Origin of the sequence: Streptomyces sp. NPDC057099 (assembly GCF_042671245.1) — a bacterium.
Lineage (GTDB): Bacteria > Actinomycetota > Actinomycetes > Streptomycetales > Streptomycetaceae > Streptomyces > Streptomyces purpurascens.
Genome location: NZ_JBHUTX010000016.1, coordinates 65,556 through 88,329, shown reverse-complemented (window position 1 = coordinate 88,329; position 22,774 = coordinate 65,556). Strand labels below are relative to the sequence as shown.

At 70.9% G+C, this 22,774-nt stretch carries 16 protein-coding genes; 13 read left to right on the top strand and 3 right to left on the bottom strand.

The features are described 5' to 3' along the window. The first annotated feature begins 161 nt into the window (after nt 1-161). From ACFT4A_RS21480 to ACFT4A_RS21470, 3 genes are all read left to right on the top strand, one after another. Nucleotides 162-782, top strand: a complete 621-nt coding sequence (locus ACFT4A_RS21480; protein WP_382832437.1) for a TetR/AcrR family transcriptional regulator — start codon at nt 162-164, stop codon at nt 780-782. 82 nt (nt 783-864) lie between these two features. Then, nucleotides 865-1,566, top strand: coding sequence for a ribonuclease HII (locus ACFT4A_RS21475; protein WP_382832435.1), 702 nt, complete (start codon nt 865-867; stop codon nt 1,564-1,566). Between the two features lie 68 nt (nt 1,567-1,634). Beyond that, nucleotides 1,635-2,264: a hypothetical protein gene (locus ACFT4A_RS21470; RefSeq protein ID WP_382832433.1), complete on the top strand. Its 630-nt coding sequence runs from the start codon at nt 1,635-1,637 to the stop codon at nt 2,262-2,264. 227 nt (nt 2,265-2,491) lie between these two features. On the opposite strand, the gene ACFT4A_RS21465 is transcribed toward ACFT4A_RS21470, so the two are convergent. Further along, complete coding sequence (locus tag ACFT4A_RS21465) at nt 2,492-3,106, bottom strand: hypothetical protein (protein WP_382832431.1); 615 nt, start codon at nt 3,104-3,106, stop codon at nt 2,492-2,494. 344 nt (nt 3,107-3,450) lie between these two features. Continuing rightward, nucleotides 3,451-5,616 carry a RecQ family ATP-dependent DNA helicase gene (locus ACFT4A_RS21460; protein ID WP_382832429.1) on the bottom strand — a complete coding sequence of 722 codons (2,166 nt, stop codon included), beginning with the start codon at nt 5,614-5,616 and terminating at the stop codon, nt 3,451-3,453. Between the two features lie 143 nt (nt 5,617-5,759). Between ACFT4A_RS21460 and ACFT4A_RS21455 the strand changes: the two genes are divergently transcribed. The 7 genes from ACFT4A_RS21455 (at nt 5,760) to ACFT4A_RS21425 (ending at nt 17,357) form a co-directional block, all read left to right on the top strand. Then, a complete protein-coding gene (locus ACFT4A_RS21455; RefSeq protein ID WP_382832428.1) occupies nt 5,760-7,436 on the top strand; it encodes a DUF4192 domain-containing protein in 1,677 nt (558 codons plus the stop codon). A gap of 683 nt (nt 7,437-8,119) precedes the next feature. Continuing rightward, complete coding sequence (locus tag ACFT4A_RS21450) at nt 8,120-9,988, top strand: glycogen debranching N-terminal domain-containing protein (protein ID WP_382832426.1); 1,869 nt, start codon at nt 8,120-8,122, stop codon at nt 9,986-9,988. 143 nt (nt 9,989-10,131) lie between these two features. After that, a complete protein-coding gene (locus tag ACFT4A_RS21445; RefSeq protein WP_382832424.1) occupies nt 10,132-10,890 on the top strand; it encodes an NUDIX domain-containing protein in 759 nt (252 codons plus the stop codon). 110 nt (nt 10,891-11,000) lie between these two features. After that, nucleotides 11,001-13,361, top strand: a complete 2,361-nt coding sequence (locus tag ACFT4A_RS21440; protein ID WP_382832422.1) for an ATP-binding cassette domain-containing protein — start codon at nt 11,001-11,003, stop codon at nt 13,359-13,361. Nucleotides 13,362-13,522: 161 nt separating this feature from the next. Next, entirely contained in the window at nt 13,523-14,410 is an 888-nt protein-coding gene (locus ACFT4A_RS21435) for a FadR/GntR family transcriptional regulator (protein ID WP_382832421.1), read from the top strand. 429 nt (nt 14,411-14,839) lie between these two features. Further along, nucleotides 14,840-16,381 (top strand): RNA polymerase sigma factor, encoded by a 1,542-nt coding sequence (locus tag ACFT4A_RS21430; RefSeq protein ID WP_382832419.1) that lies wholly within the window; start codon nt 14,840-14,842, stop codon nt 16,379-16,381. Between the two features lie 139 nt (nt 16,382-16,520). Continuing rightward, nucleotides 16,521-17,357 (top strand): S1 family serine peptidase, encoded by an 837-nt coding sequence (locus ACFT4A_RS21425; protein ID WP_382832417.1) that lies wholly within the window; start codon nt 16,521-16,523, stop codon nt 17,355-17,357. 134 nt (nt 17,358-17,491) lie between these two features. On the opposite strand, the gene ACFT4A_RS21420 is transcribed toward ACFT4A_RS21425, so the two are convergent. Continuing rightward, complete coding sequence (locus ACFT4A_RS21420) at nt 17,492-17,722, bottom strand: hypothetical protein (RefSeq protein WP_215118116.1); 231 nt, start codon at nt 17,720-17,722, stop codon at nt 17,492-17,494. A 440-nt stretch (nt 17,723-18,162) separates the two neighbouring features. On the opposite strand from ACFT4A_RS21420, the gene ACFT4A_RS21415 reads away from it, so the two are divergent. The 3 genes from ACFT4A_RS21415 (at nt 18,163) to ACFT4A_RS21405 (ending at nt 22,755) form a co-directional block, all read left to right on the top strand. After that, the gene (locus ACFT4A_RS21415) at nt 18,163-20,286 is read left to right on the top strand and encodes a type IIA DNA topoisomerase subunit B (protein ID WP_382832416.1); all 2,124 of its coding nucleotides are present in this window, start codon (nt 18,163-18,165) and stop codon (nt 20,284-20,286) included. A gap of 319 nt (nt 20,287-20,605) precedes the next feature. Beyond that, nucleotides 20,606-21,166, top strand: a complete 561-nt coding sequence (locus ACFT4A_RS21410; RefSeq protein ID WP_382832532.1) for a DUF485 domain-containing protein — start codon at nt 20,606-20,608, stop codon at nt 21,164-21,166. Continuing rightward, a complete protein-coding gene (locus ACFT4A_RS21405; RefSeq protein ID WP_382832414.1) occupies nt 21,163-22,755 on the top strand; it encodes a cation acetate symporter in 1,593 nt (530 codons plus the stop codon). The genes ACFT4A_RS21410 and ACFT4A_RS21405 overlap by 4 nt, the downstream gene beginning before the upstream one ends. Nucleotides 22,756-22,774: the final 19 nt, after the last annotated feature.

Sequence of the window (22,774 nt, the reverse complement as noted above, 5' to 3'; positions counted from 1 at the left end):
GAACGCTCGCGTTCACTGTCGCGTCAAAGGTAGTGAGTCCCCGACAGTGAACGCAAGCGTTCACTCGTGGCGTTGTCGTTCGGCGTGTCCCCCTCTGTCGTCGTCCGGCATGCCCCCACATCCCCGAAATCCCCGCTTCTCTGTTCGTTGGAGAGAGTCAGATGGTTACCCCGAGCTGGGCGGATGCCTCCGCTCAGACAGTCGCCCGCCGCCGCGGCGCCGTGCTCGAGCGAGCGATTCTCGATGCCGCACTGGACCAACTCAGCACCGTCGGCTGGAACGGCCTGACGATGGAGGGCGTCGCCGCCGGCGCTCAGACCGGCAAGGCCGCGGTCTACCGGCGCTGGCCGTCCAAGGAAGACCTTGTCGCCGACGCTCTGCGCGCCGGTCTGCCGCAGTTCGACGCGGCACCCGACGAGGGCGGCGTGCGCGAGGACCTCTTGGCGCTGTGTCTGCGAGCCCGGGACGCGATGTTCTCCCGCCCCGGTGTCGCGCTTCGCTCCGTGATTCACGAATGCGACACGACGCAGGCCGAGCGGTTTCATGCCGTGATCTTCGAGGGGGTCGTGGAGCCCACCATCCAGATGCTGCGGGAGGTCATCGAGCGCGGAATCCAGCGAGGAGAGGTGCGTTCTGACGCTGCGAACGGCTATGTCTTCGACGCCATCCCGGCGATGATGATGTACCGCTCCAAGATGTGCGGCTGCGAATGGAAGGATCATGAAATCGAGGAGATGATCGACCAGTTGATGGTTCCGCTGCTGCGGCCGGGCCGCTCCTGACAGGAGTTCGCGAGGGGCGTGATGGCGCTAGGGCGGACCAGGGTGTCGCGGGCGCTTCCGGGCGGCGTAACCTAGGGGCGCCATGCCGTACGAACCACCTACTCACACCGTCGAGCGCTCCCTTCGCGCCACGACCGGAGCGAAGATCGTTGCAGGTGTCGACGAGGTGGGGCGGGGCGCGTGGGCCGGCCCGGTCACCGTCTGCGCGGCGATCACCGGACTGCGCCGGCCGCCCGAGGGCCTCACGGACTCGAAGCTGCTCACCATCAAGCGGCGCACCGAACTCGCCGAGGCGCTGCGGACGTGGGTGACGTCGTACGCCCTGGGTCATGCCTCTCCGGAGGAGATTGACGCACGGGGGATGACGGCCGCGCTGCGGCTCGCTGCGGGGCGTGCGTTGGATGCCCTGCCGGTCCGTCCGGACGCGGTCATCCTCGATGGCAAGCACGACTATCTCGGTGCGCCTTGGCGGGTCCGTACGGTGATCAAGGGCGACCAGTCCTGCGTGGCGGTAGCCGCGGCATCGGTGATCGCCAAGGTTCAGCGCGACAAAATGATGGCCGAACTGGGTATCGACCATGCAGACTTCGGTTTTGCGGACAACGCCGGGTATCCATCCCCCGTGCACAAGGCCGCACTGGCGGAGCGGGGGCCCACCCCCTACCACCGGTTGTCATGGGCGTATCTTGATGCGCTGCCCCAGTGGCGGCACCTCAAGAAGGTCCGCAGCTGGGCGGACGGAAGTGTTCCGGAAATCGAGGGTCAGCTCGGCTTCGATTTCTGACGGTTTCGTTCGCACTCATGCGCCACCCGCCGACGCGGGTCGTACCAGCGTTTGATAAATATCAACTCATGCCTCTCATTCCCGAGGAGCCTCAGATTCACGAGAGTGCCCAGGGTCCCCGCGCCACTCCGGCCAGCGGCCGTACCGCGCCGACCCCCCGTCCCGTACCCGGCCCCCGTCCCGCGGCTCCGTCGCGTCCCGGTCGTCCCGGCCCTCTCCGGCCCACGCCGCCGGTGCAACGTACGCCGCGTGACGCAGCCGCCAAGCCCGGTCCGTCCGGGCCCGCCGCCGGTGCCGTCGCTCCGGCCGCCCCGCAGATCCAGCTGATCCCGGCTTCCGCACAGGGCGCGCTCGACGCCGCCGAGGAAGCCGTGGACCTGCTCCTGGACGCGGGGCGCACGCCCAGCGACGTCCTGGTGATCACGACCGGCGAACAGCACCCGTGGGCCACCCACGAGCTGTCCTTCGGTGAAACCTCCTACTGGGCCCAGCACGACGCCCGTGACGACGTCTTCTACACGGACGGCACCATCGCGGCCCGCGCCGCGTCGCGTCCGGTGGTCGTGGTCGCCGTCAACGGCGGTTCCGAGGCCGCAGCCGCGAGCGCGCTGTCCCTGGCCCACTCCCGCGCGAACACCCTGCTGATCGTCTGCGGTGACCCGCAGCAGATCAACTCGGTGCTGGGCGCGGGCGTCTGAGTCGCTTCCTCGGCGTCCGGTCGGGCGCTGGGGAGGACTTCAGGCGCCGTTACGGCGGCTTTGCAGGGTGGGCGGTTCGGCATGCCCGGAGGGGCTGGACGCCGTGGCTGCGTACGGGCCTTGGCCGCCTGCAGCCCTGCGTGGGTCGCGGATCGGTACAAGGGCTCGTATGCCGTGCGTTGGGGGCACGGCACAGCACCCGCGTGAGACGGTCCGGCCCGAGGGCTTCAGCGTGCCGCCGCTGCGCGGCGCAGGACCTCCGAGGCGGCGCCACCGGTGCGCGGCAGCGGTGGCGCCGCCCCGGAAGTGGCGAACGGCTCCGGTGCCGAGGCCGAGTGGGGGCGGCGTCCGCCGCGCCCCTCACCGAGGACCTGCCAGCCGTCACGCGTCAGCGTGATGTACGCCCCGCAGCGCAGCCCGTGCAGGGTGCAGGCGTCGCGCAGACCCCACATCCACGCGCCGTCCTCCTCCGTCCAACGCGCGTCGCCGTCACGGCAGTAGAGCAGCACCGCGGTCCGCACCGGAGTGCGGCGCCGCAGATCGTGCGGGATGATCCGGCGCAGCTGCGCGAGCAGCACGTTGCGGAACATCCAGCCGTCGGCCGGGGCCTGGCGGCGTACGAACGAGGCGCTCGCCCGCAGCCGCTCGTCCGGGTCGAGCACGGCGACGACAGCGGTCGCCGGCTGCGGGTGGTGCCGGGCATGCAGTCCGCTGACGACCTCACGGGGGTCGCGCAACAGTGGGATCCCGGCGGCGGCCCATTCCGCGGGTTCGAGCAAGCGGTTGGCGGAAGCGGCGGACGTCGACGCCGCTGCCGAGGCCGGAGCGAATCCGAAGGTCACGGTCCTCCCTTCGGCTACGCGCCCACACTGCGGGCGAGGTCGGATTCCTGGGAGCGCGCACCGCAGCGAAGCCCTACCGGATCGGCGGGCGCGCCGTGCGGGAGCGGACCTCAATTCTTCCTGTCGAACTTGGATGCGGCAACGAGCAATTGAGGCCGTCGACCGTTATCAGATGATGCGCGGCTAATATCCCTACCCAGTGCGCCGCCGGGCCACCCATGGGGCGTTCGAGCACGACACGTTCGTACGTCACGGGGGCGTGCGGCGTCCAGAGGTGTGCGCGGGTGGCCAGGTGACGGTGCCCTGCGCTCCGGGGCTGACACCGTGCCCCGGAGTGTCGGGCATCAGCCCTGCAAGGCCAGCAGGAGCGGCAACACCCCCTGCGCACCGGAGCGTCGGAGCATGCGGGCCGCGACCGCGAGGGTCCACCCCGTCTCCGTGTAGTCGTCCACGAGGAGGACCGGGCCCTGGGCCTCGGCCAGGGCGGAAGCGAGGGCGGGCGGCACGGTCAGAGCGCCGTCGAGTGCCTTCAGCCGCTGGGCGCTGTTGCTCCGGGAACCCGGGTGCGCGTCGCCGGTGTACTCGACGGCACCCAGCAGCGGCAGTCGGCCGACTTCCGCGATGCGCGCTCCCAGGGAGTGGATCAACGCGGGGCGGGTGCGGGACGCCACAGTGACGACGCCGACCGGGCGCGGCTGGGCGTCCGACGTGCCAGAAGCCCAGCCGCCGGGACCCTTGGCCCAGTCGGCCAACACGCTCACCACTGCCTTCGCCACGTCGTCCGGAACGGGCCCGTCTGGAGCCTGGGGCGCGAGCAGGGGCCGCAGCCGGTTGCCCCAGCCGATGTCCGACAGACGCCCCAAGGCGCGTCCCGATGCGGCCTGTTCGCCGGCCGGGATACGTCCCTTGAGATCCACTCCGATCGCCGGCAGCCCCGTGGGCCACATGCGACGGGGCTCCACCTCGACCCCCGCCCGGCCCAGGTCCACGCGCGCGGCGTCGAGTGCCTCCTCGGACGTGTCGGCGACGAAGCGCGGGCCCGTGCAGTTGTCGCAACGACCGCACGGCTTGGCGGCCTCGTCGTCAAGCTGGCGCTGAAGGAACTCCATGCGGCAGTCCGTCGTCGACGCGTACGCGCGCATGGCCTGCTGTTCGGTCTCCCGCTGACGCGCCACCCACGCGTACCGCTCGGCGTCGTACGTCCATGGCTGCCCGGTCGAGATCCAGCCGCCCTTGACCCGCTTGACCGCACCGTCCACGTCGAGGACCTTGAGCATGGTCTCCAGGCGGGACCGGCGCAGTTCCACCAGGGGCTCCAGAGCGGGCAGCGACAGGGGCTTCTCCGCGTGCGCGAGGAGATCGAGCGTGCGGCGCACCAGCTCTTCCGAAGGGAAGGCGAGCGACGCGAAGTACTTCCAGATCGCCTCGTCTTCCTTCCCCGGGAGCAGGAGCACCTCGGCGTGCTCCACACCGCGTCCCGCGCGGCCCACCTGCTGGTAGTAGGCGATGGGGGAGGAGGGCGAGCCGAGGTGCACCACGAAGCCCAGATCGGGCTTGTCGAAACCCATGCCGAGCGCGGAGGTGGCGACCAGCGCCTTCACCTTGTTGGCGAGCAGGTCCTCCTCGGCCTGCTGACGATCGGCGTTCTCCGTCTTGCCCGTGTACGAGGAGACCGTGTGCCCGCGCTGCCGGAGGAAGGCGGTGACCTCCTCGGCGGCGGCCACGGTGAGCGTGTAGATGATCCCGGAGCCGGGCAGTTCGTCGAGGTGCTCGGCGAGCCAGGCCATCCGATGCGCGGCGTCCGACAGCCGCAGCACGCTCAGACTCAGGCTGTCGCGGTCCAGCGGGCCACGCAGAACGAGGGCGTCCGAGCTGCCGCCGGTGCCGAGTTGTTCCGCGACGTCGGCCGTCACCCGCGCGTTGGCGGTGGCCGTGGTCGCGAGCACCGGCACACCGGGCGGGAGGTCGGCGAGCATGGTGCGCAGCCGGCGGTAGTCCGGCCGGAAGTCGTGGCCCCAGTCGGAGATGCAGTGGGCCTCGTCCACCACCAGGAGCCCGGTCGCCGCCGCGAGCCGAGGCAGCACCTGGTCCCGGAAGTCCGGGTTGTTGAGGCGCTCCGGACTGACCAGCAGAACGTCCACCTCACCCGCGGCGATCTCGTCCTGAACGGCCTCCCACTCCTCGGTGTTCGAGGAGTTGATGGTCCGGGCGTGGATGCCGGCCCGGGCCGCAGCCTCGACCTGGTTCCGCATGAGAGCGAGCAGCGGGGAGACGATCACTGTCGGACCGCTGCCCTGCGCCCGCAGCAGCGAGGTCGCCACGAAGTAGACCGCGGACTTGCCCCAGCCCGTGCGCTGGACGACCAGGGCACGTCGTCTGTCGGCGACCAGTGCCTCGATCGCCCGCCACTGGTCCTCGCGCAGCCGGGCCGCTCCCGAGACGTCCCCGACGAGACGGGCGAGGACCGTGTCGGCCGCCGCCCGCAGATCCGCGTTGTTCGTGTGCTCCATGCGTTCCATGAAACAGGACGGCAGTGACAACGGGAGCGGTGCACCGGGAGACACGAGAGCCGGGAGGCTCCCGGTGACGTGTCCCTGATTGAAGTTATCCACAGGGCAAACCGGAGCTTCGCATTCCGCGAGATCGTCTCCGCATGACGAACCACAGCGAAGCGACTGGATCCCCTGAGAACAGCGACATCGCCGGGCCCGACGCACCGGGCGGGCACAAGGACGACGGGCGGCGGAAGCGGGAGCCGAACGCGGGCGACACCGCCGGACCGCACGCCCCCAGCCCCATGCACGACGGTCACGGCGGCGAGCACCAGGTCACCCTGCGCACCCCGGCCGAACTCGCCGACGCCCTGCCGTATCTGCTCGGGTACCGCCCCGAGGACAGCATCGTCCTGGTCGCCCTGCACGACAAGGACGGACGCGGACGGTTCGGAGGGCGGGCCCGGCTCGGTATCCCCGCCAACGCGGACGACTGGCCGTCCGCAGCCGGACAACTGGCCCACGGCCTGGTGACGGGCAGCGAGCGCCGAGGGGCCAGGCCCGAGTCGATGGTCGCCTTCCTCTGCCAGGAGCCGCGGAAGGGCGAGACCGGGCAGCAGGTCATGGAGCGGCTGAGGCCGCTGGCCCAGAGGCTGCGCGTCGAGTGCGGCTCCCGGGACGTGGTGGTGGTCGAGGCGCTGTGCATCTCGGAGGGGCGCTATTGGTCGTACTGCTGTGACAACGCGGCATGCTGCCCGCAGGAGGGAGCGCCCATGGGCCTGCCCGGCACCTCCGTGCTGGCCGCCGCGGCCACTTACGCGGGGATCCAGGTGCGCGGCACGCTGCGGGAGCTGCGGGCCCGGCTGCTGCCTTGGGAGAACGCCGCCGCCCTCGAACAGGAGGCCGCCCTCGACACCGCCAGCGTGACGCTGGTCCCGAGGCTCTTGGACGAGGTGGGCCGCGCCTCCGTGGCCGACGAGACACTGGAGCTGGCCGGGAGGGTCCTGGACCGCTTCGCCGAGGCGACTCCCGTCTCCGGCATGCTCCTGGCGGACCTCCGCGACGACGAACTTCTCGGGTGCGACGAGGCCGCCCGGCTGATCCTCGGTCTCCAGGACCGCGCGACCCGCGACCGCGCGGCCGAGTGGATGGAGGGCGACGAGGCCGCACGCGCCCTTCGTCTCTGGCGGACGCTGGCCCGCCGCTGCGTCGGCCCCTACGGCGAACATGCCGCTGCACCGCTCACTCTCGCGGGCTGGGTCGCATGGTCCACCGGCGATGAACTGGAGGCCAGGGAAGCCCTCGCCATGGCCCTGGGCGCGGATCCCGACTACCTCTTCGCCCGTCTCCTGCACCAGGCTTGCAACGAAGGCCTCGACCCGGAGTCGATCCGTACCTGCCTGCGGGCGGAGCGCGAGGGCCGTGGGCGAGCGGTGGTCGACCACGCCATGATCCGTGCGCACGTCCCCGACGCCGTCGGGCGAGAGACAGCGGTGCCACAGCCCCACCCCGAACCCACGCTCACAGCGGCGCCTTCACGCCGTCGCCGCCGCTCCCGTTCCGCCGGTGCCGCCGACACCGCCGCCGGCCGGACCCGTGCCGGCAGCGACATGAGCACGCCTACTTCGCTCCGGCGTAAGCCGACAGGCACCAGGCGCCCTGCAGGTGCCGCGGAAGCCGGCCTTCGCTCCGAGCGTGCGACGACGGGTCCCGCGCGATCCGGCAGTGCGCGCACGGGAGGCACGCGTGCGCGCACCTCACGGAAGGCAGCCATGCCGTGCCGGGACGCGGGGCAGGAAGGCGTGCAGCCTGGCCACGGTACGGAGGGGGAGGAGTGACCCGTCGCGCCCTGCCGCCGGGTGGCCTTGGCGCACAAGGGACGGGGCACGGGCGTGACTCGGAAGACGTCCACGGCGTTCACCTGAGTGGCGGAACGCCCGAACGGGGTGTGACGCCCCACCGCCCCTGCCCCGTCGGAGCCCTCCGGCACCGGCGCCGAACCCGATCGAGGCGCACAGAGCGCAGAGGAAGCCCTCCCATGCATCAGCCGACTCCGCCCTCCTCCGCTGCCGGCGACCGCCGCTCCACAGACGGGCCTCCACCGCCCTTCGCGCCGGGCCTCGGCCTGCCCGGGGTTGGCGCTCCGCCGTCGGGGGACCAGGGCGCCCTTCCGCGACCAGTGGCCCGTGTCGACGGTTACGGGCCCAGGTTCCCCGGAGGTGTCTCACACGTCTCGCTGCCCACCGGCCCGGACTCTCGCTCCCCCTCACCGCCGGGCCCGGGCCCTTCGTCGCCTCGATGGGCGGGCCAGAGCCGTCGCCCCGGAGCCAGGTCGAGGCACGACGGCCCACCCGCACCGCCCTCGGGCCAAGACCGAGCGTCGGCGCCCCTGGGGCACACGCCCCCGCCCCGCGGTGCCACGATCCCCGGACTGCGCTGGTCCGCAGACCTGCCGCCCGCCCACACCGCCATGATCTGTGTCGCCCTTCCCGGCCTGGCCATCTCGACGGAGGAAGGGCAGATGACCGGACGGGGGCTGGAAGGGTTCTACCGCGGCGGCCGACGCGTGCTCTCCCGGTGCGAGATCCGCGTGGGCGGACGGGAACCGCTCGCGGTGCAGGCTCGCATGGCCTCGGCCGACCGCGCCAGGTTCGTGGGCACGCTCCGCACGTCCCCGCAGGCCGGCCCGGACCCGGACGTGGTGGTGGAACGCAACCGCTTCGCCGACGGCACGGAGCGGATCACCCTGCACAGTGCGGCTCCCCGCCCGATGCGCCTGCCGGTCGAGGTGGTCCTGGGCACGGACCTGGCCGACCTCGGTTCGATCGCCGCGGGCACCGCGGGACCCGAACTCCCCGCAAGCGTTCACGGCTCCGGACTGCGCTGGTCCTGCCCCACAGGCAACGCGTCCGTGACGGCCGAACCGCCTCCCTCGGACGCCCTGGCCTCGGCCGGGCTGCTGCGGTGGGAGCTCGACCTGCCGCCGGGCGGAAGCAGAAGTGTGGAACTGCGGGTGCGGCCGGACGGTGCCGGGCCTCTCCGAGCCGTGGGCCGCGCCGCGACCAGCCCTCTGGCCGCGGCGTGTGCGGAAGGCGACGACCCCAGAATCTCCGCCCTCTTACGGACGAGCATCGAGGACCTCCAATCTCTCTTACTGCGTGACTCCGCGAACCCCGCCGACACCCATCTCGCGGCCGGTGCACCCTGGCGCTGCGGTCTGGCACCCGCCGACGCGCTCGTCGCCGCCCGGATGGCCCTGCCGCTCGGCACCGGCCTGGCGGCGGGGACGCTGCGGATCCTCGCCCGGACCCAACTCACCGGCCCGGGACCGCAGTCCGGGATGATTCCCGGCCCGAGACGGGACGCCGGGCCGTACCTTCCGCCGCAGTGCACCGGTACGGAGGCGACGCTGCTCTTCCCCGTACTGCTCGCCGAAGCCAGACGCTGGGGGCTCGGCGAGCAGGAGACGGAGGAACTGCTGCCCGCAGCCGAGCGCTGCCTGACCTGGCTGCGGACCACCGTGGGCGACGACGCGTACCTGCGCGACCCACACCCTGGCGGACCCATTCGCTGCGAGACACAGGCCCACGCCCACCGTGCCGCACTGCTCGGTGCCGATCTGCTCGACGCCTGCGGCCGTACCGGCGGAGCGGCACTCCGGGAGTGGGCGCAGACCTTACGCCCCGCGTTCCGGGAGGACTTCTGGCTCGACGACCGCGGGGGCGGCCGGCCCGCGGCAGCCCGTGCCCCTGACGGCAGGCCCGTGCCTCACCTGGGTGCGGCCGCCGTCCACCTCCTCGATACCGGCCTGCTGGGCGGGGGCGCGGTGGCACCCGGTCTGCTCGACAAGGTCCAGACCGAGAAGCTCGCCCGGCTGCTCGGCAGCCCTGTCATGGACTCGGGCTGGGGCCTGCGTGGACTGGGCGCGAAGGAACCGGGATTCAATCCGTTCGGCCACCGCGCCGGGGCCGTACGGATAGGGGAGACGGCACTCGCCGTCGCCGGTCTGGCCGCCGCGGGCTACGAGAAGGAGGCGAGCTCGCTGCTGCGCGGTGTACTCGAGGCCTCCGAGACGTTCGCCCATCGCCTGCCCGAGATGTACGCGGGGGACCAGCGCACGGAGGGAAGCGCTCCCCTCCCGCACCCGGCGGCCTGCCGCCCCGCGGCCACCCCTGCGGCGGCCGGAATCCTGTTGCTCACCACGCTCGCCGGTATCCGCCCCGACGCCCCGGCCGGGACCGTCACCCTGCGCCCGGTGCGCAGCGCACCCCTGGGCGAGGTCGGCTTTACGGGACTGCGCGTGGTGGGCGCCCCGTTCTCCGTGCGGGTCAGCCGACTCGGCCTCGTCATGGTCGAGGAGGCGGCCGAAGGGCTGCAGCTGGGGGCCTGACCTGCCACCTGACCTGCCACGACAGACCACCGCCTGATCACCGGGAGTCGACAGTGCAGTGCATACCCGACCGAAGTGGATCAGTAAGCGAAGCGAGCCGCGAAGGGAGTGTTTATCGTCAGGCAGACGACTATGATCGCCGCATGCCCTACGACCCGTCAGCGTTTCCGCCCTTCGCCGTCACCGTGGACCTGGTCGTACTGACCGTGCGTCGCCATGCCCTGTGCGCGCTGGCGGTACGGAGGGGCGAACCACCGTTCCAGGGGCGTTGGGCGCTCCCCGGCGGTTTCGTACGGGCCGACGAGCACCTGGCACAGGCCGCGGCGCGCGAGCTGGCCGAGGAGACAGGGCTGCGCGTCCACGACCCGGCCGTCCCCGCCCAGGACAACGGCGCGCACCTGGAGCAGCTCGCCACCTATGGCGACCCCAAGAGGGACCCCAGGATGCGGGTCGTCAGTGTTGCCCACCTCGCCCTGGCTCCCGACCTGCCCGCGCCCAGAGCGGGCGGCGACGCCAGCAACGCGCGCTGGGCCCCGGTCGAGGAACTGCTGCAGCAGGGCGGTTTCGGGCGGGACGCCGAGCCGGTCGCCCCGCTCGCCTTCGACCACGCGCAGATTCTGGCGGACGGAGTGGAACGAGCCCGCTCCAAGATCGAGTACTCGTCGCTGGCCACAGCCTTCTGCCCGCCCGAGTTCACGGTCGGAGAACTGCGTCGTGTCTACGAGGCGGTGTGGGGCGTGGCGCTCGACCCGCGCAACTTCCACCGCAAGGTCACGGGCACCCCGGGCTTCCTGGTGCCCACCGGTGGGACGACCACCCGCCAGGGCGGCCGCCCGGCACAGCTCTTCCGGGCAGGTGGCGCGACACTGCTCAACCCTCCGATGCTGCGCCCCGAAGTGTGACGCCGGGCCTGGCACGCGACCCGCCCGTAGCCCGGACCAGGGTGATTGCCCCACTCGAGACGGCCTCGCGCTGCCCGGAAAAACGGACATAGCGCGCTATCTTGCTGTGAGTGATCCAGGCCTTCGGACTGACCAGCAACCCTCGCAAAGAGCTTCCGCCCGCCGCCGACGACGTCTCCTTCGAGGCGCGAGCGGGCCGCGTCACCGCGCTGCTCGGAGCACCGGGCGCCGGCAAGACCACAGTCCTCAGGCTGATGCTCGAGCTCCAACAAGGCCGTGGCATCACCTACTTCCGAGGCCGTCCTCTGCACCGCATCGCCCACCCCTCACGCGAGGTCGGCGTGCTGCTGGGCGACGTGCCGGGGCACCCGGCCCGCACGGTCCGTGGCCACCTGCGCATGCTGTGCGCCGCCGCGGGGGTTCCGGTCCGGCGCGCTGACGAAGTCCTCGAGGCGGTCGGACTCGTGAGCCTGCGCGACGAACGCCTCGGTGCCCTCTCGCGCGGCATGGACCGCCGCCTCGGCCTGGCCTGCGTCCTGCTGGCCGACCCGCACACCCTCGTCCTGGACGATCCGGCCGACGGGCTCTCCGTCCGTGAGGGTGGCTGGCTGCACGGCATGCTTCGCGCACACGCCGGCCACGGCGGCACGGTCCTGTTCACCACGGCCGACCCCAAGGAGGCCGCGCGCACCGCCGACCGGGTCGTCACGCTGGAGCAGGGCAGACTCGTGGCCGACCAGGAGGCCGCGGAGTTCTCGCGCACGCGCCTGCGTCCCCGTGTAGCCGTACGCAGCCCGCACGCGGCCCGTCTGGCGGCTCTCCTGGCCAAGCAGGCCCGCACCGCGCAGCGCTCCGTCGAAGTCGCACGAGAAGGCGACAACCGCCTCTCCGTGTACGGCAGTACCTGCGCGGACGTCGGGGAGACCGCGTTCCGCCACGGCATCGTCGTCCACCAACTCGCCGACGAGATCGGCGACATGGGCCCCGGAGCGGGAGCTGTGCGGCCGGGTGAGCCGTGCAGCGAGCGTGATGAGGGCCGGGGTGAATCGGAGCCACCCGCGGACGAGCGGCAGCGGGCCGACGCGGCGCGAGCCTCCGCCGACAAGCTGAATCACGACGGCCCCGAGCCGGATCACGACAACGCCGAGCCGGATCACAACAGCGTCGAGCCGGAGGGAGCCAGTGCCGAGCCGGAGCGAATCCCTGCCCAGCCGGGTCACGTCACCAACGCACTCTGGCCAACCGCCGCCCCCCGGGCCGACGAGCCGGAGCCCTCCCTCGACGCGTCGACGCCGACCGTAGCGGAGCCAGTGGCCACCGTCCCGGAGCTGCGACCCGGCATCGAGCTGAAGTCTGCCGCCGACGTTCCAGGACCAGCCGTCGACGAGCCGCTGCCCACCCCCGGGCATGCACAGCCCGCCCCTGAACTGCGCCCCACCCTCGAACTGCAGCCCACCGCTGCCGCACCGGAACCAGCCGCCGGCAAGGCGCTGCCCCCCTCCGGCCCTGCGCAGCCCGACGCCGAGCCTCACGAGCGCCCAGACGCGCCCGCGGCCGACCGCGTGGGCAATGCCGCCGCCCCTCCCCAGGAGGAGGCGACAGCCCCCTCCTCACGCCCTGTGCCCCACGCCGTCGAAGCCCGCATGGCGCGCGCCCTCGACTCATTGCCCCCTCTGCCGCCTCCCATCTCCGTCCGCCCCGCCCCCAGCCCGCTCCGCCCCCTCCGCTACGAGATCCGCCGTGCCGCCGGGATCGGCACCGGCTTCCTCACCGGGGCCGTCGTGCTCGTCGTGTCCGCCGTGACCGCCGTCGTGCTCGCCCGTATCGGGCACACGCCGCAGCCGCGTCTGCTGGCCGCGTGGCCGCGGGAGCTGCCCCTGCCGCCCGCGGCGCTCGGGGCGGGACTGCTGGGCGCGCTGGCCTTCGGTGACGAGTTCCGCCACCCTGCCCTGGCAGCGGACCGCGGCACCGTGCCCCGCCGGTTGGGGCTGCTGGCCGCCAAACTGCTCGTCGCCTCGGCCACCGCGCTGGTGCTGGCCGTCCTCACCGTCGGCTGCGACACCGAGGTGCTCTATCTCGTCTACGGACGGGAGCTCGCGCAGGTTCCCGCCGACTGGCTGCCGCTGAGTGCGAGTTGGATCGGTCTCGTCGTCGGCTGTGCCTGGGCGGGCGTACTGGCCGCCGGAGTCTTCCGGTCCACGACGGCGGGCCTCGCCGCGGTGGCCGCCGTACCCCTCCTCGTCGTACCCGTCGTGCACAAGCTCCTGGACGGACCGTCCGTTCGAACCGCGGCCGGGCTGCCCATGCGGCTGCGAGAGGTCCTCGTGCCGCGGTGGCCCTTCGGAGGGGAGCGCTACCTGGAAGCCGCGCTCGGAGTGCTGTCCCAACCCGTCGGCGGCGCAATGACGTTGTCGCTGACCGCACTGCTCTGCGCGTACCTGCTCGCCACCCTGCGGAGCAGATTCCGGTGACGACTGTCCGTAACCCCTCGTCCAGCCATGCGCACAACTCCCCGCAGAACGCCCATTTCTTTCCGATAAGGCGTCAATTGCGACGGGGTGAGCGATCACCCTTTCGTGTGCTTTTCACCAAAGACCTCAAGGGAGTTGGAGACGGCGCCGACAAAGGATGCGTGAGTACCCTTGCGCACACCATGATGACCGCCGCCCGCTCCGCTGACTCCGGCCTCACGAGCCCGGGCGAACTCGACCGCTACCCGTACGCCGAGGCGCCCGCCGTCGACCGCGTCGGGGTCTCTGCCTGGGACGGCGCGGACCCAGAGCTGGGCCGTGTGGGCCGACGCGCCGCGGGCAGCCGCGGACGCGGGCTGCACGGCCAACTCGTCCAGCAGCTGGGTCAGATGATCGTCTCCGGCGATCTGGGCGCCGACCGCCCGCTGGTGCCCGAGGAGATCGGCCAGCGCTTCGAGGTCTCCCGCACCGTCGTCCGCGAGTCGCTCCGCGTCCTGGAGGCCAAGGGCCTGGTGAGCGCCCGCCCGAACGTCGGCACGCGTGTGCGCCCGGTCAGCGACTGGAACCTCCTCGATCCGGACATCATCGAGTGGCGGGCCTTCGGGCCGCAGCGCGACGACCAGCGCCGCGAGCTGAGCGAGCTGCGGTGGACGATCGAGCCGCTCGCCGCCCGCCTCGCCGCCGGCCACGGGCGCGAGGACGTCCAGCAGCGCCTGGTGGACATGGTCGAGATCATGGGCCACGCGATGGCTCAGGGCGACGCGCTCACGTTCTCCCGCGCCGACTCCGAGTTCCACTCGCTGCTCATCCAGGTCGCGGGCAACCGCATGCTGGAGCACCTCTCGGGGATCGTGTCCTCGGCCCTCCAGGTCTCGGGCGGTCCGGTCACGGGCTGTGACCGTCCGAACGAGGCGTCGCTGGCGCACCACGGCCGCATCTGTGACGCCCTCGCCGCCGGTGACGGAGCCGCGGCCGAGACGGCGATGCGCCAACTCCTCACGGTCCACCCCGAGGTGGAACGGGTAGTGCCCGCCCCGCGCGAGCACTGACCGCGTTCCGCGGGCGGCGCGGTCGGGTGTGCCACCCCCCTCCTGTGGCAGCGCCCGATCGATGGACCGCCTCCCGTCGGACCCCGCAGGATCCTTCGCGATCCTGCGGGGTCCGACGGCGCGAAGGGGGCCGCCCGTCCGCCGCAGCGGTAAAGTCACGTCCAGGAGTGACTGCCTCTATCCGTATCTGACCGCTTTTATTCGCTTACGGGGTGTGACTCGGGCCACGCGGATTGGGCGTAACGCTCGCGGGAAGAACGCGATGACCTAAGAGGTGACAGCCGCGGAGGGAATACGGACGCCGTTCACGGCGCTGTGCATCTTCCCGGCCCCCGCCCGCGCCGTCGGCCCATCCCCAAGCCGGCGGTCGGCCCCTGTCCACCGTGGACGGAGCCGGAAGCCGTTTTCCAACGTTCCGAGAGGTTGTTCGTGTCGGCCAGCACATCCCGTACGCTCCCGCCGGAGATCGCCGAGTCCGTCTCTGTCATGGCGCTCATTGAGCGGGGAAAGGCTGAGGGGCAGATCGCCGGCGATGACGTGCGTCGGGCCTTCGAAGCTGACCAGATTCCGGCCACTCAGTGGAAGAACGTACTGCGCAGCCTCAACCAGATCCTCGAGGAAGAGGGTGTGACGCTGATGGTCAGTGCCGCAGAGCCCAAGCGCACCCGAAAGAGCGTCGCAGCGAAGAGTCCCGCCAAGCGCACCGCCACCAAGACGGTCGCGGCCAAGGCGGTGACCACCCGGAAGGCCACCGCCACCGCCACGCCGACGGCGCCCGCTGCCGAGTCAGGCGTCGAGGACGACGCGCCCGCCAAGAAGGCAGCCGCCAAGAAGACGACCGCCAAGAAGGCGGCCGCGAAGAAGACCGTCGCCAAGAAGACGGCGGCCAAGAAGACCAGCGCCAAGAAGGACGACGCCGAACTCCTGGAAGAGGAGGTGCTCGAGGAGGCAGCCCCCGGCAAGGCCGGTGAGGAGCCCGAGAGCACGCCGGAGAACGCGGGCTTCGTGCTGTCCGACGAGGACGAGGACGACGCGCCCGCCCAGCAGGTCGCCGCCGCCGGCGCCACCGCCGACCCGGTCAAGGACTACCTCAAGCAGATCGGCAAGGTCCCGCTGCTCAACGCCGAGCAGGAGGTCGAGCTCGCCAAGCGCATCGAGGCCGGTCTGTTCGCCGAGGACAAGCTGGCCAACGCCGACAAGCTCGCCCCCAAGCTCAAGCGCGAGCTGGAGATCATCGCCGAGGACGGCCGCCGGGCCAAGAATCACCTCCTGGAGGCCAACCTCCGCCTGGTGGTCTCCCTGGCCAAGCGCTACACCGGCCGCGGCATGCTCTTCCTGGACCTGATCCAGGAGGGCAACCTCGGTCTGATCCGCGCGGTCGAGAAGTTCGACTACACCAAGGGCTACAAGTTCTCCACGTACGCCACCTGGTGGATCCGTCAGGCGATCACCCGCGCCATGGCCGACCAGGCCCGCACCATCCGTATCCCGGTGCACATGGTCGAGGTCATCAACAAGCTCGCGCGCGTCCAGCGCCAGATGCTCCAGGACCTGGGCCGCGAGCCCACCCCGGAGGAGCTGGCCAAGGAACTCGACATGACCCCGGAGAAGGTCATCGAGGTCCAGAAGTACGGCCGCGAGCCCATCTCGCTGCACACCCCGCTGGGCGAGGACGGCGACAGCGAGTTCGGTGACCTCATCGAGGACTCCGAGGCGGTCGTCCCGGCGGACGCGGTCAGCTTCACGCTCCTCCAGGAGCAGCTGCACTCCGTCCTGGACACGCTGTCCGAGCGCGAGGCGGGCGTCGTCTCCATGCGCTTCGGTCTCACCGACGGTCAGCCGAAGACCCTCGACGAGATCGGCAAGGTCTACGGCGTCACGCGCGAGCGGATCCGCCAGATCGAGTCCAAGACCATGTCGAAGCTGCGCCACCCGTCCCGTTCGCAGGTGCTGCGCGACTACCTCGACTAGTCGCCGGTCGTACGACGCGGAAGGCCCGGCCCCCTCAGGGGGCCGGGCCTTCGTCGTGCCCTGCTTCCCCGGGGGTGCGGCGTGGCGCGGGGTGAATCACTCTGGGTGTTCAGCGAACACCACGGAGTGAGGAGTGCGTATGCGTCGTCGCCTTGCCCGGGCCCTGGCCCGACCGCTGGTCCTGGCAGCCGCGGCAGCCGCCATATCAGTGGCCTCCAGCGCCCCTGTGGCCGCCGACAGCGTGGTCATAGGCGGTTTCCCTGTCGATGTGTCCCAGAGCCCGTGGACGGTCGCTCTGTCCAGCCGTGACCGGTTCGGAGGTACGCGTGCGGGACAGTTCTGCGGCGGTGTGGCGGTCGGTCGCAGCACGGTGCTCACCGCCGCCCACTGCCTGGACAAGGAGGTCCTGGGTGTGGCGCCGGAGCGCGTACGTGACCTCAAGGTCATAGCGGGGCGCACGGACCTGCTCTCGGACCGCAGCGGCCGGGAGATCGCCGTGCGGCGTTCCTGGGTGAACCCGGCGTACGACGGCGTCAGCAACTTCGGGGACTACGCCGTACTCACCCTGGCCGAACCTCTGCCCGCCGGTTCGATCATCGGTATGGCGGCCGACGGTGATCCCGCGTACGCGGTGGGCGGGACCGCGATGGTCTACGGGTGGGGCGACACCTCCGGCGCCGGCCAGTATCCGAACAGCCTGCGCGCCGCGCGGGTGCGCGTGATCTCCGATGAGCTGTGCGAGGACGCCTATCCGGGCGGATCCGACGGCACGTACGAAGCCGAGAGCATGCTGTGCGCGGGGGAGAGGGAGGGAGGCCGGGACGCCTGCCAGGGCGACAGCGGGGGGCCGCTGGTGGCCCGGGGGCGGTTGATCGGGCTCGTGTCCTGGGGGATCGGCTGCGGGCGGGCCGGCAGCCCCGGGGTCTACATGCGTGTGTCCGACATCATGCGGGCGCTCCGCTGGACGCGGGGGTGAGGAAGGCTCGAAGGGTGTCCCGCGGAGCCTGGGCGGGCCTGTGCGGACGAGGATGGGCGGCTGCCTCTGCTGTCAGAGGCAGCCGCCCATTCACCGGCCTGTGCCGGGCTGGCTCGTCGTCGGAACGCGAGGTGTCAGCGCTCTTCTTCGGAGGCGGTCGCGGGAACGGTCGTGAGCCGCTCCGTCTCGTCCTGTATCTCAGCGGCGATCTTCTTGAGTTCCGGCTCGAACTTGCGGCCGTGGTGGGCGCAGAAGAGCAGTTCTCCGCCGCTGAGCAGCACGACGCGCAGGTACGCCTGGGCGCCGCAGCGGTCGCAGCGATCAGCGGCCGTCAGGTGGCTCGCGGGGGTCAGAACAGTAGTCACGTCGCCTCTTCTCTAGCTCGACGAGCTGTCGTACCAGGGTCAACATCCAACCAGCCATAAAACGTTCCCGCTCGTGGCTTTTCCTCGAAAAAATCTTGCGAGGCGGCTGTCTGCTGCCGGTTGGCGGCGAATGTGCCGTATTGCGTGTCTATGTGCTTACGGGGCTTCGCGTTGTATCGGTGGTCGGTCCTCCCGGCTGGGTTGCCGGTTGTTCATGAGGACGTGCCCGGAGCCTAAATGGTTCATGCCTGGAAGGGAACGTGATGTGTACTTCACTCCATCGAGGGATCGAACACACATGCGAGCCTGGACTAGTCTGAGTCTCTGACGAGGGTGGCGTTACAACGGCTCTACCAGGCCTCGGTACCCTCTCACCGGTGACTGAAGCCGCGCCCTTACCCACAAGGGCCCCATCTGAAATTCAGCGAGGAGCGAACCGCGTGACCGCCGAATCGTCCGTGCCGTCCACAGCTCTGCTGGCAGGAGCAGACCGGGACGGATCCAACTACACCGCGCGGCACCTGCTCGTCCTTGAGGGGCTCGAAGCCGTGCGCAAGCGCCCGGGCATGTATATCGGGTCGACCGACAGCCGCGGTCTCATGCACTGCCTCTGGGAGATCATCGACAACTCCGTCGACGAGGCCCTGGGCAACTACTGCGACCACATCGAGGTCATCCTCCAGGACGACGGATCCGTCGAGGTCCGGGACAACGGCCGGGGTATCCCGGTCGACGTCGAGCCCAAGACCGGCCTCTCCGGTGTCGAGGTCGTCATGACCAAGCTGCACGCCGGCGGCAAGTTCGGCGGCGGCTCGTACGCCGCCTCCGGCGGCCTGCACGGCGTCGGCGCCTCCGTGGTGAACGCCCTCTCCGCCCGCCTGGACATCGAGGTGGACCGCGGCGGGCAGACCCACGCCATCAGCTTCCGGCGCGGCGTCCCGGGCGCTTTCGCCGGGAACGGCCCGGACGCCAAGTTCGAGGCCAAGGGCGGGCTGCGCAAGACCAAGAAGATCCCGAAGAGCCGCACCGGCACGCGCGTGCGGTACTGGGCCGACCGCCAGATCTTCCTCAAGGACGCCAAGCTCGCCCTGGAGACGCTCCACCAGCGCGCCCGCCAGACCGCGTTCCTGGTGCCCGGCCTGACCATCGTCGTGCGCGACGAGTACGGGCTCGGCGAGGGCGGCAGCAAGGGCGAGGAGTCCTTCCGCTTCGACGGCGGAATCAGCGAGTTCTGCGAGTACCTGGCGAACGACAAGCCGGTCTGCGACGTCCTCCGCTTCTCCGGGCAGGGCACCTTCAAGGAGACGGTCCCCGTTCTGGACGACCACGGCCAGATGACGCCCACCGAGGTCACTCGCGAACTCGGCGTCGACGTCGCGCTGCGCTGGGGCACGGGATATGACACGACGCTCAAGTCGTTCGTGAACATCATCGCCACCCCCAAGGGCGGTACGCATGTCGCCGGTTTCGAGCAGGCCGTCGCCAAGACGATGAACGAGGTGCTGCGCACCAAGAAGCTGCTGCGCGTGGCCGAGGACGACATCGTCAAGGACGACGCCCTGGAAGGCCTCACCGCGGTCGTCACGGTGCGCCTCGCCGAGCCCCAGTTCGAGGGCCAGACCAAGGAGGTGCTCGGTACCTCGGCGGCTCGCCGGATCGTGACCAACGTGGTCGTCAAGGAGCTCAAGGCGTTCCTGACCTCCACGAAGCGGGACGCCGCGCAGCAGGCCCGTGTGGTGCTGGAGAAGGCCGTCGCCGCGGCCCGTACGCGCATCGCCGCCCGTCAGCACAAGGACGCGCAGCGGCGCAAGACGGCCCTGGAGTCCTCCTCGTTGCCGGCCAAGCTCGCCGACTGCCGCAGCGACGACGTCGACCGCAGCGAACTGTTCATCGTCGAGGGCGACTCCGCGCTCGGTACGGCGAAGCTCGCCCGGAACTCCGAGTTCCAGGCACTGCTGCCGATCCGGGGCAAGATCCTCAACGTCCAGAAGTCGTCCGTGACGGACATGCTGAAGAACGCCGAGTGCGGCGCGATCATCCAGGTCATAGGAGCCGGATCGGGCCGGACCTTCGACATCGACACGGCTCGCTACGGCAAGATCATCATGATGACCGACGCCGACGTCGACGGCTCGCACATCCGCACCCTGCTCCTGACCCTGTTCCACCGCTACATGCGGCCCATGGTCGAGGCCGGCCGGGTCTTCGCGGCGGTGCCGCCGCTGCACCGGATCGAGATCGTCCAGCCGAAGAAGGGCCAGGACAAGTACGTCTACACGTACTCGGACCGGGAACTGCGCGACAAGCTCATGGAGTTCCAGAGCAAGGGCATCCGCTACAAGGACTCGATCCAGCGTTACAAGGGTCTCGGCGAGATGGACGCCGACCAGCTGGCCGAGACGACCATGGACCCGCGCCACCGCACTCTGCGCCGGATCAACCTCTCCGACCTGGAGTCGGCCGAGCAGGTCTTCGACCTGCTGATGGGCAACGACGTCGCGCCGCGCAAGGAGTTCATCTCCAACTCGGCGGCGATACTGGACCGGTCGCGGATCGACGCGTAGCCGCTGCGCGGGCTGAGGCCTGGCAGGGGCGGGGCGTCGTCGGCAGCCGGCGTGAACCGCTCGTGGACGTCGCTGTGCCGCCCTGGTTCAGGGGCGGCGTCAGCGGTGTCCGAATGAGGCGGCCGGACACGCCCCCGGCCCTGCCCGCCGCCGTCTGGGGCGTCGGCATCGGACTGCGTGTCGGCCTCTTCGGTCGGCCGCAGTGCGTTACGCCTATCGAAAGGGTCTGGTGCGGCCACCAGCGGGTTGAGTCACCTGAAGGGGTGAAGCGAGAGGGGAAGAAGAGTCGGGGATCTTCCCGTTCTGTCCATCCTTGGGTATGCAGCCAAGCAAGGACCGTCCCCGTGACAGCGGGGCCGGGCAGGACAGTTGGGTCGAGACTCTCGACGCTCATGACCCGGTCCCGGCCGAAGAGGCCGGGCACCTCAGGTACGACGACCCCTGGTACGACGCCCTCGCCTCCGGCTGGGGCGAGTCGGCCGGTGCCGGGGAGCCCGCTCCGGCGGTGGTGCCGTCGGCGCGAAGGGAGGGCGAGACCGGGGCCGCACCGGCCGAGGTGTACCTGGAGGTGCAGCGCAGTGCGGCCTTTCAGGAGGTGCGGCGGCGGTACCGGAGGTTCGTGGTGCCGGCCTTCGTGGCCTTCTTCGCCTGGTACGTGGGCTATGTCGTGGCTGCCACGACCGCGCCGGAGCTGATGGCCCGGCCCGTGGCGGGAGCGGTGAACGTGGCGATGGCCGCGGGGCTCGGGCAGTTCCTGACCACGTTCCTGCTCACCTGGGCGTACGCCCGGCACGCGCGGCTGCGCAGGGACCGGGCGGCGCTCGAACTGCGCTGGGACACACAGGAACTGACACGTGGAGCGAACGGCGGTGTCTCGTGACCGGGGAGCACCAGACGCTGGCGCTGCTGCTGTTCAGTGCGTTCGTCGCCGTCACGCTGGCGATCACGACCTGGGTGAGTCGTAAACGGCGTGGTTCGGCGGAGGAGTTCTACGCGGGCGGGCGGCTCTTCTCACCCATGGAGAATGGTTTTGCCCTCGCGGGCGACTACATGTCGGCCGCCTCCTTCCTGGGAGTCACCGGGCTCATCGCGCTGTTCGGCTACGACGGGCTGCTCTATGTCGTCGGGTTCCTGGTGGCTTGGCTGGTGGTGCTGTTCCTCGTCGCCGAACTGGTGCGCAACTGCGGCCGGTTCACGCTCGCCGACGTCGTGGCGGCGCGGATGAGGGAGCGGCCGGTACGGATCGCGGCGGGAACGTCCTCGGTCACCGTGTCCGTTCTGTATCTGGTGGCGCAGATGGTCGGCGCGGGCAGTCTGGTGGCGCTGCTGCTGGGGGGTACGAGCGAGGCGGCGCGGTCCTGGACGGTCATCGGTGTGGGCGCGCTGATGGTGATCTATGTGTCGTTGGGAGGGATGCGGGCGACCACGTGGATTCAGATCGTCAAGGCGGTTCTGCTGCTCGGCGGCACCGTTCTGCTGACGGTGCTCGTCCTGATGCGTTTCCACGGCGATCTGGACCGGCTGCTGCTCACGGCGGCCGAGCGCAGTGGTCACGGGGCGGAGTTCCTGGCGCCAGGCCTGAAGTACGGCGGGGACTGGACCGCTCGCTTCGACTTCATCAGTCTGGGACTGGCCCTGGTGCTGGGTACGGCCGGGCTGCCGCACATCCTGTCCCGCTTCTACACGGTGCCCACCGCGCGTGCCGCACGCCGCTCGGTCGTCTGGGCCGTCGGACTCATCGGCGGCTTCTACCTGATGACGATCGTGCTCGGCTTCGGCGCCGCCGCCATCGTGGGGCCGGACGCCGTACGAGGGTCGAACGCGTCCGGGAACACGGCGGTTCCGCTGCTGGCGCTCGATCTGGGCGGAGGTGCCGGCTCCACGGGCGGAACAGTTCTCTTCGCGATCGTCGCCGCGGTCGCGTTCGCCACCATCCTCGCCGTGGTCGCCGGGATCACGCTCGCGTCCTCCGCCTCGGTGGCCCACGACCTGTACGCGTCCTTGCGGCGCCGGGGCGGCAAGCCGCGCAGCGAGGTGGCGGTGGCCCGTGTCGCGGCCGTCGGAGTGGGCGTGGTGGCGATCGCCCTCGGGCTGCTGGCGCGGGATCTCAACGTGGCGTTCCTGGTGGGTCTCGCCTTCGCCGTCGCCGCGTCGGCGAACCTACCGGTGCTGCTCTACTCCCTGTTCTGGCGCGGCTTCACGACCCGTGGCGCCGTATGGGCCGTCTACGGCGGTCTCGTTCCGGCCGTGGTGCTCGTGGTGCTGTCACCGGTGGTCTCGGGCAGCCCGGACTCGCTGTTCCCGGGCGTCGACCTCCAGTACTTCCCGCTGCAGAACCCGGGCCTGGTCTCGATCCCGCTCGGCTTCCTCGCGGGCTGGCTGGGCACGGTCACCTCGGAGGACGTCCCGGACGAGGCCAAGCACGCGGAGACCGAGGTGCGGTCGCTGACCGGGGCGGGAGCGGCGTAGGGGCAGCCGCCTTCCCACG

Excerpts from the sequence above, each read along its gene's own strand:
- ACFT4A_RS21445 (WP_382832424.1), top strand. The coding sequence starts at position 10,132 with ATGCCCTACGACCCGTCAGCGTTTCCGCCCTTCGCCGTCACCGTGGAC.
- ACFT4A_RS21460 (WP_382832429.1), bottom strand. The coding sequence starts at position 5,616 with ATGGAGCACACGAACAACGCGGATCTGCGGGCGGCGGCCGACACGGTC.
- ACFT4A_RS21450 (WP_382832426.1), top strand. The coding sequence starts at position 8,120 with ATGACCGGACGGGGGCTGGAAGGGTTCTACCGCGGCGGCCGACGCGTG.
- ACFT4A_RS21425 (WP_382832417.1), top strand. The coding sequence starts at position 16,521 with ATGCGTCGTCGCCTTGCCCGGGCCCTGGCCCGACCGCTGGTCCTGGCA.
- ACFT4A_RS21470 (WP_382832433.1), top strand. The coding sequence starts at position 1,635 with ATGCCTCTCATTCCCGAGGAGCCTCAGATTCACGAGAGTGCCCAGGGT.
- ACFT4A_RS21455 (WP_382832428.1), top strand. The coding sequence starts at position 5,760 with ATGACGAACCACAGCGAAGCGACTGGATCCCCTGAGAACAGCGACATC.
- ACFT4A_RS21410 (WP_382832532.1), top strand. The coding sequence starts at position 20,606 with ATGCAGCCAAGCAAGGACCGTCCCCGTGACAGCGGGGCCGGGCAGGAC.
- ACFT4A_RS21480 (WP_382832437.1), top strand. The coding sequence starts at position 162 with ATGGTTACCCCGAGCTGGGCGGATGCCTCCGCTCAGACAGTCGCCCGC.
- ACFT4A_RS21475 (WP_382832435.1), top strand. The coding sequence starts at position 865 with ATGCCGTACGAACCACCTACTCACACCGTCGAGCGCTCCCTTCGCGCC.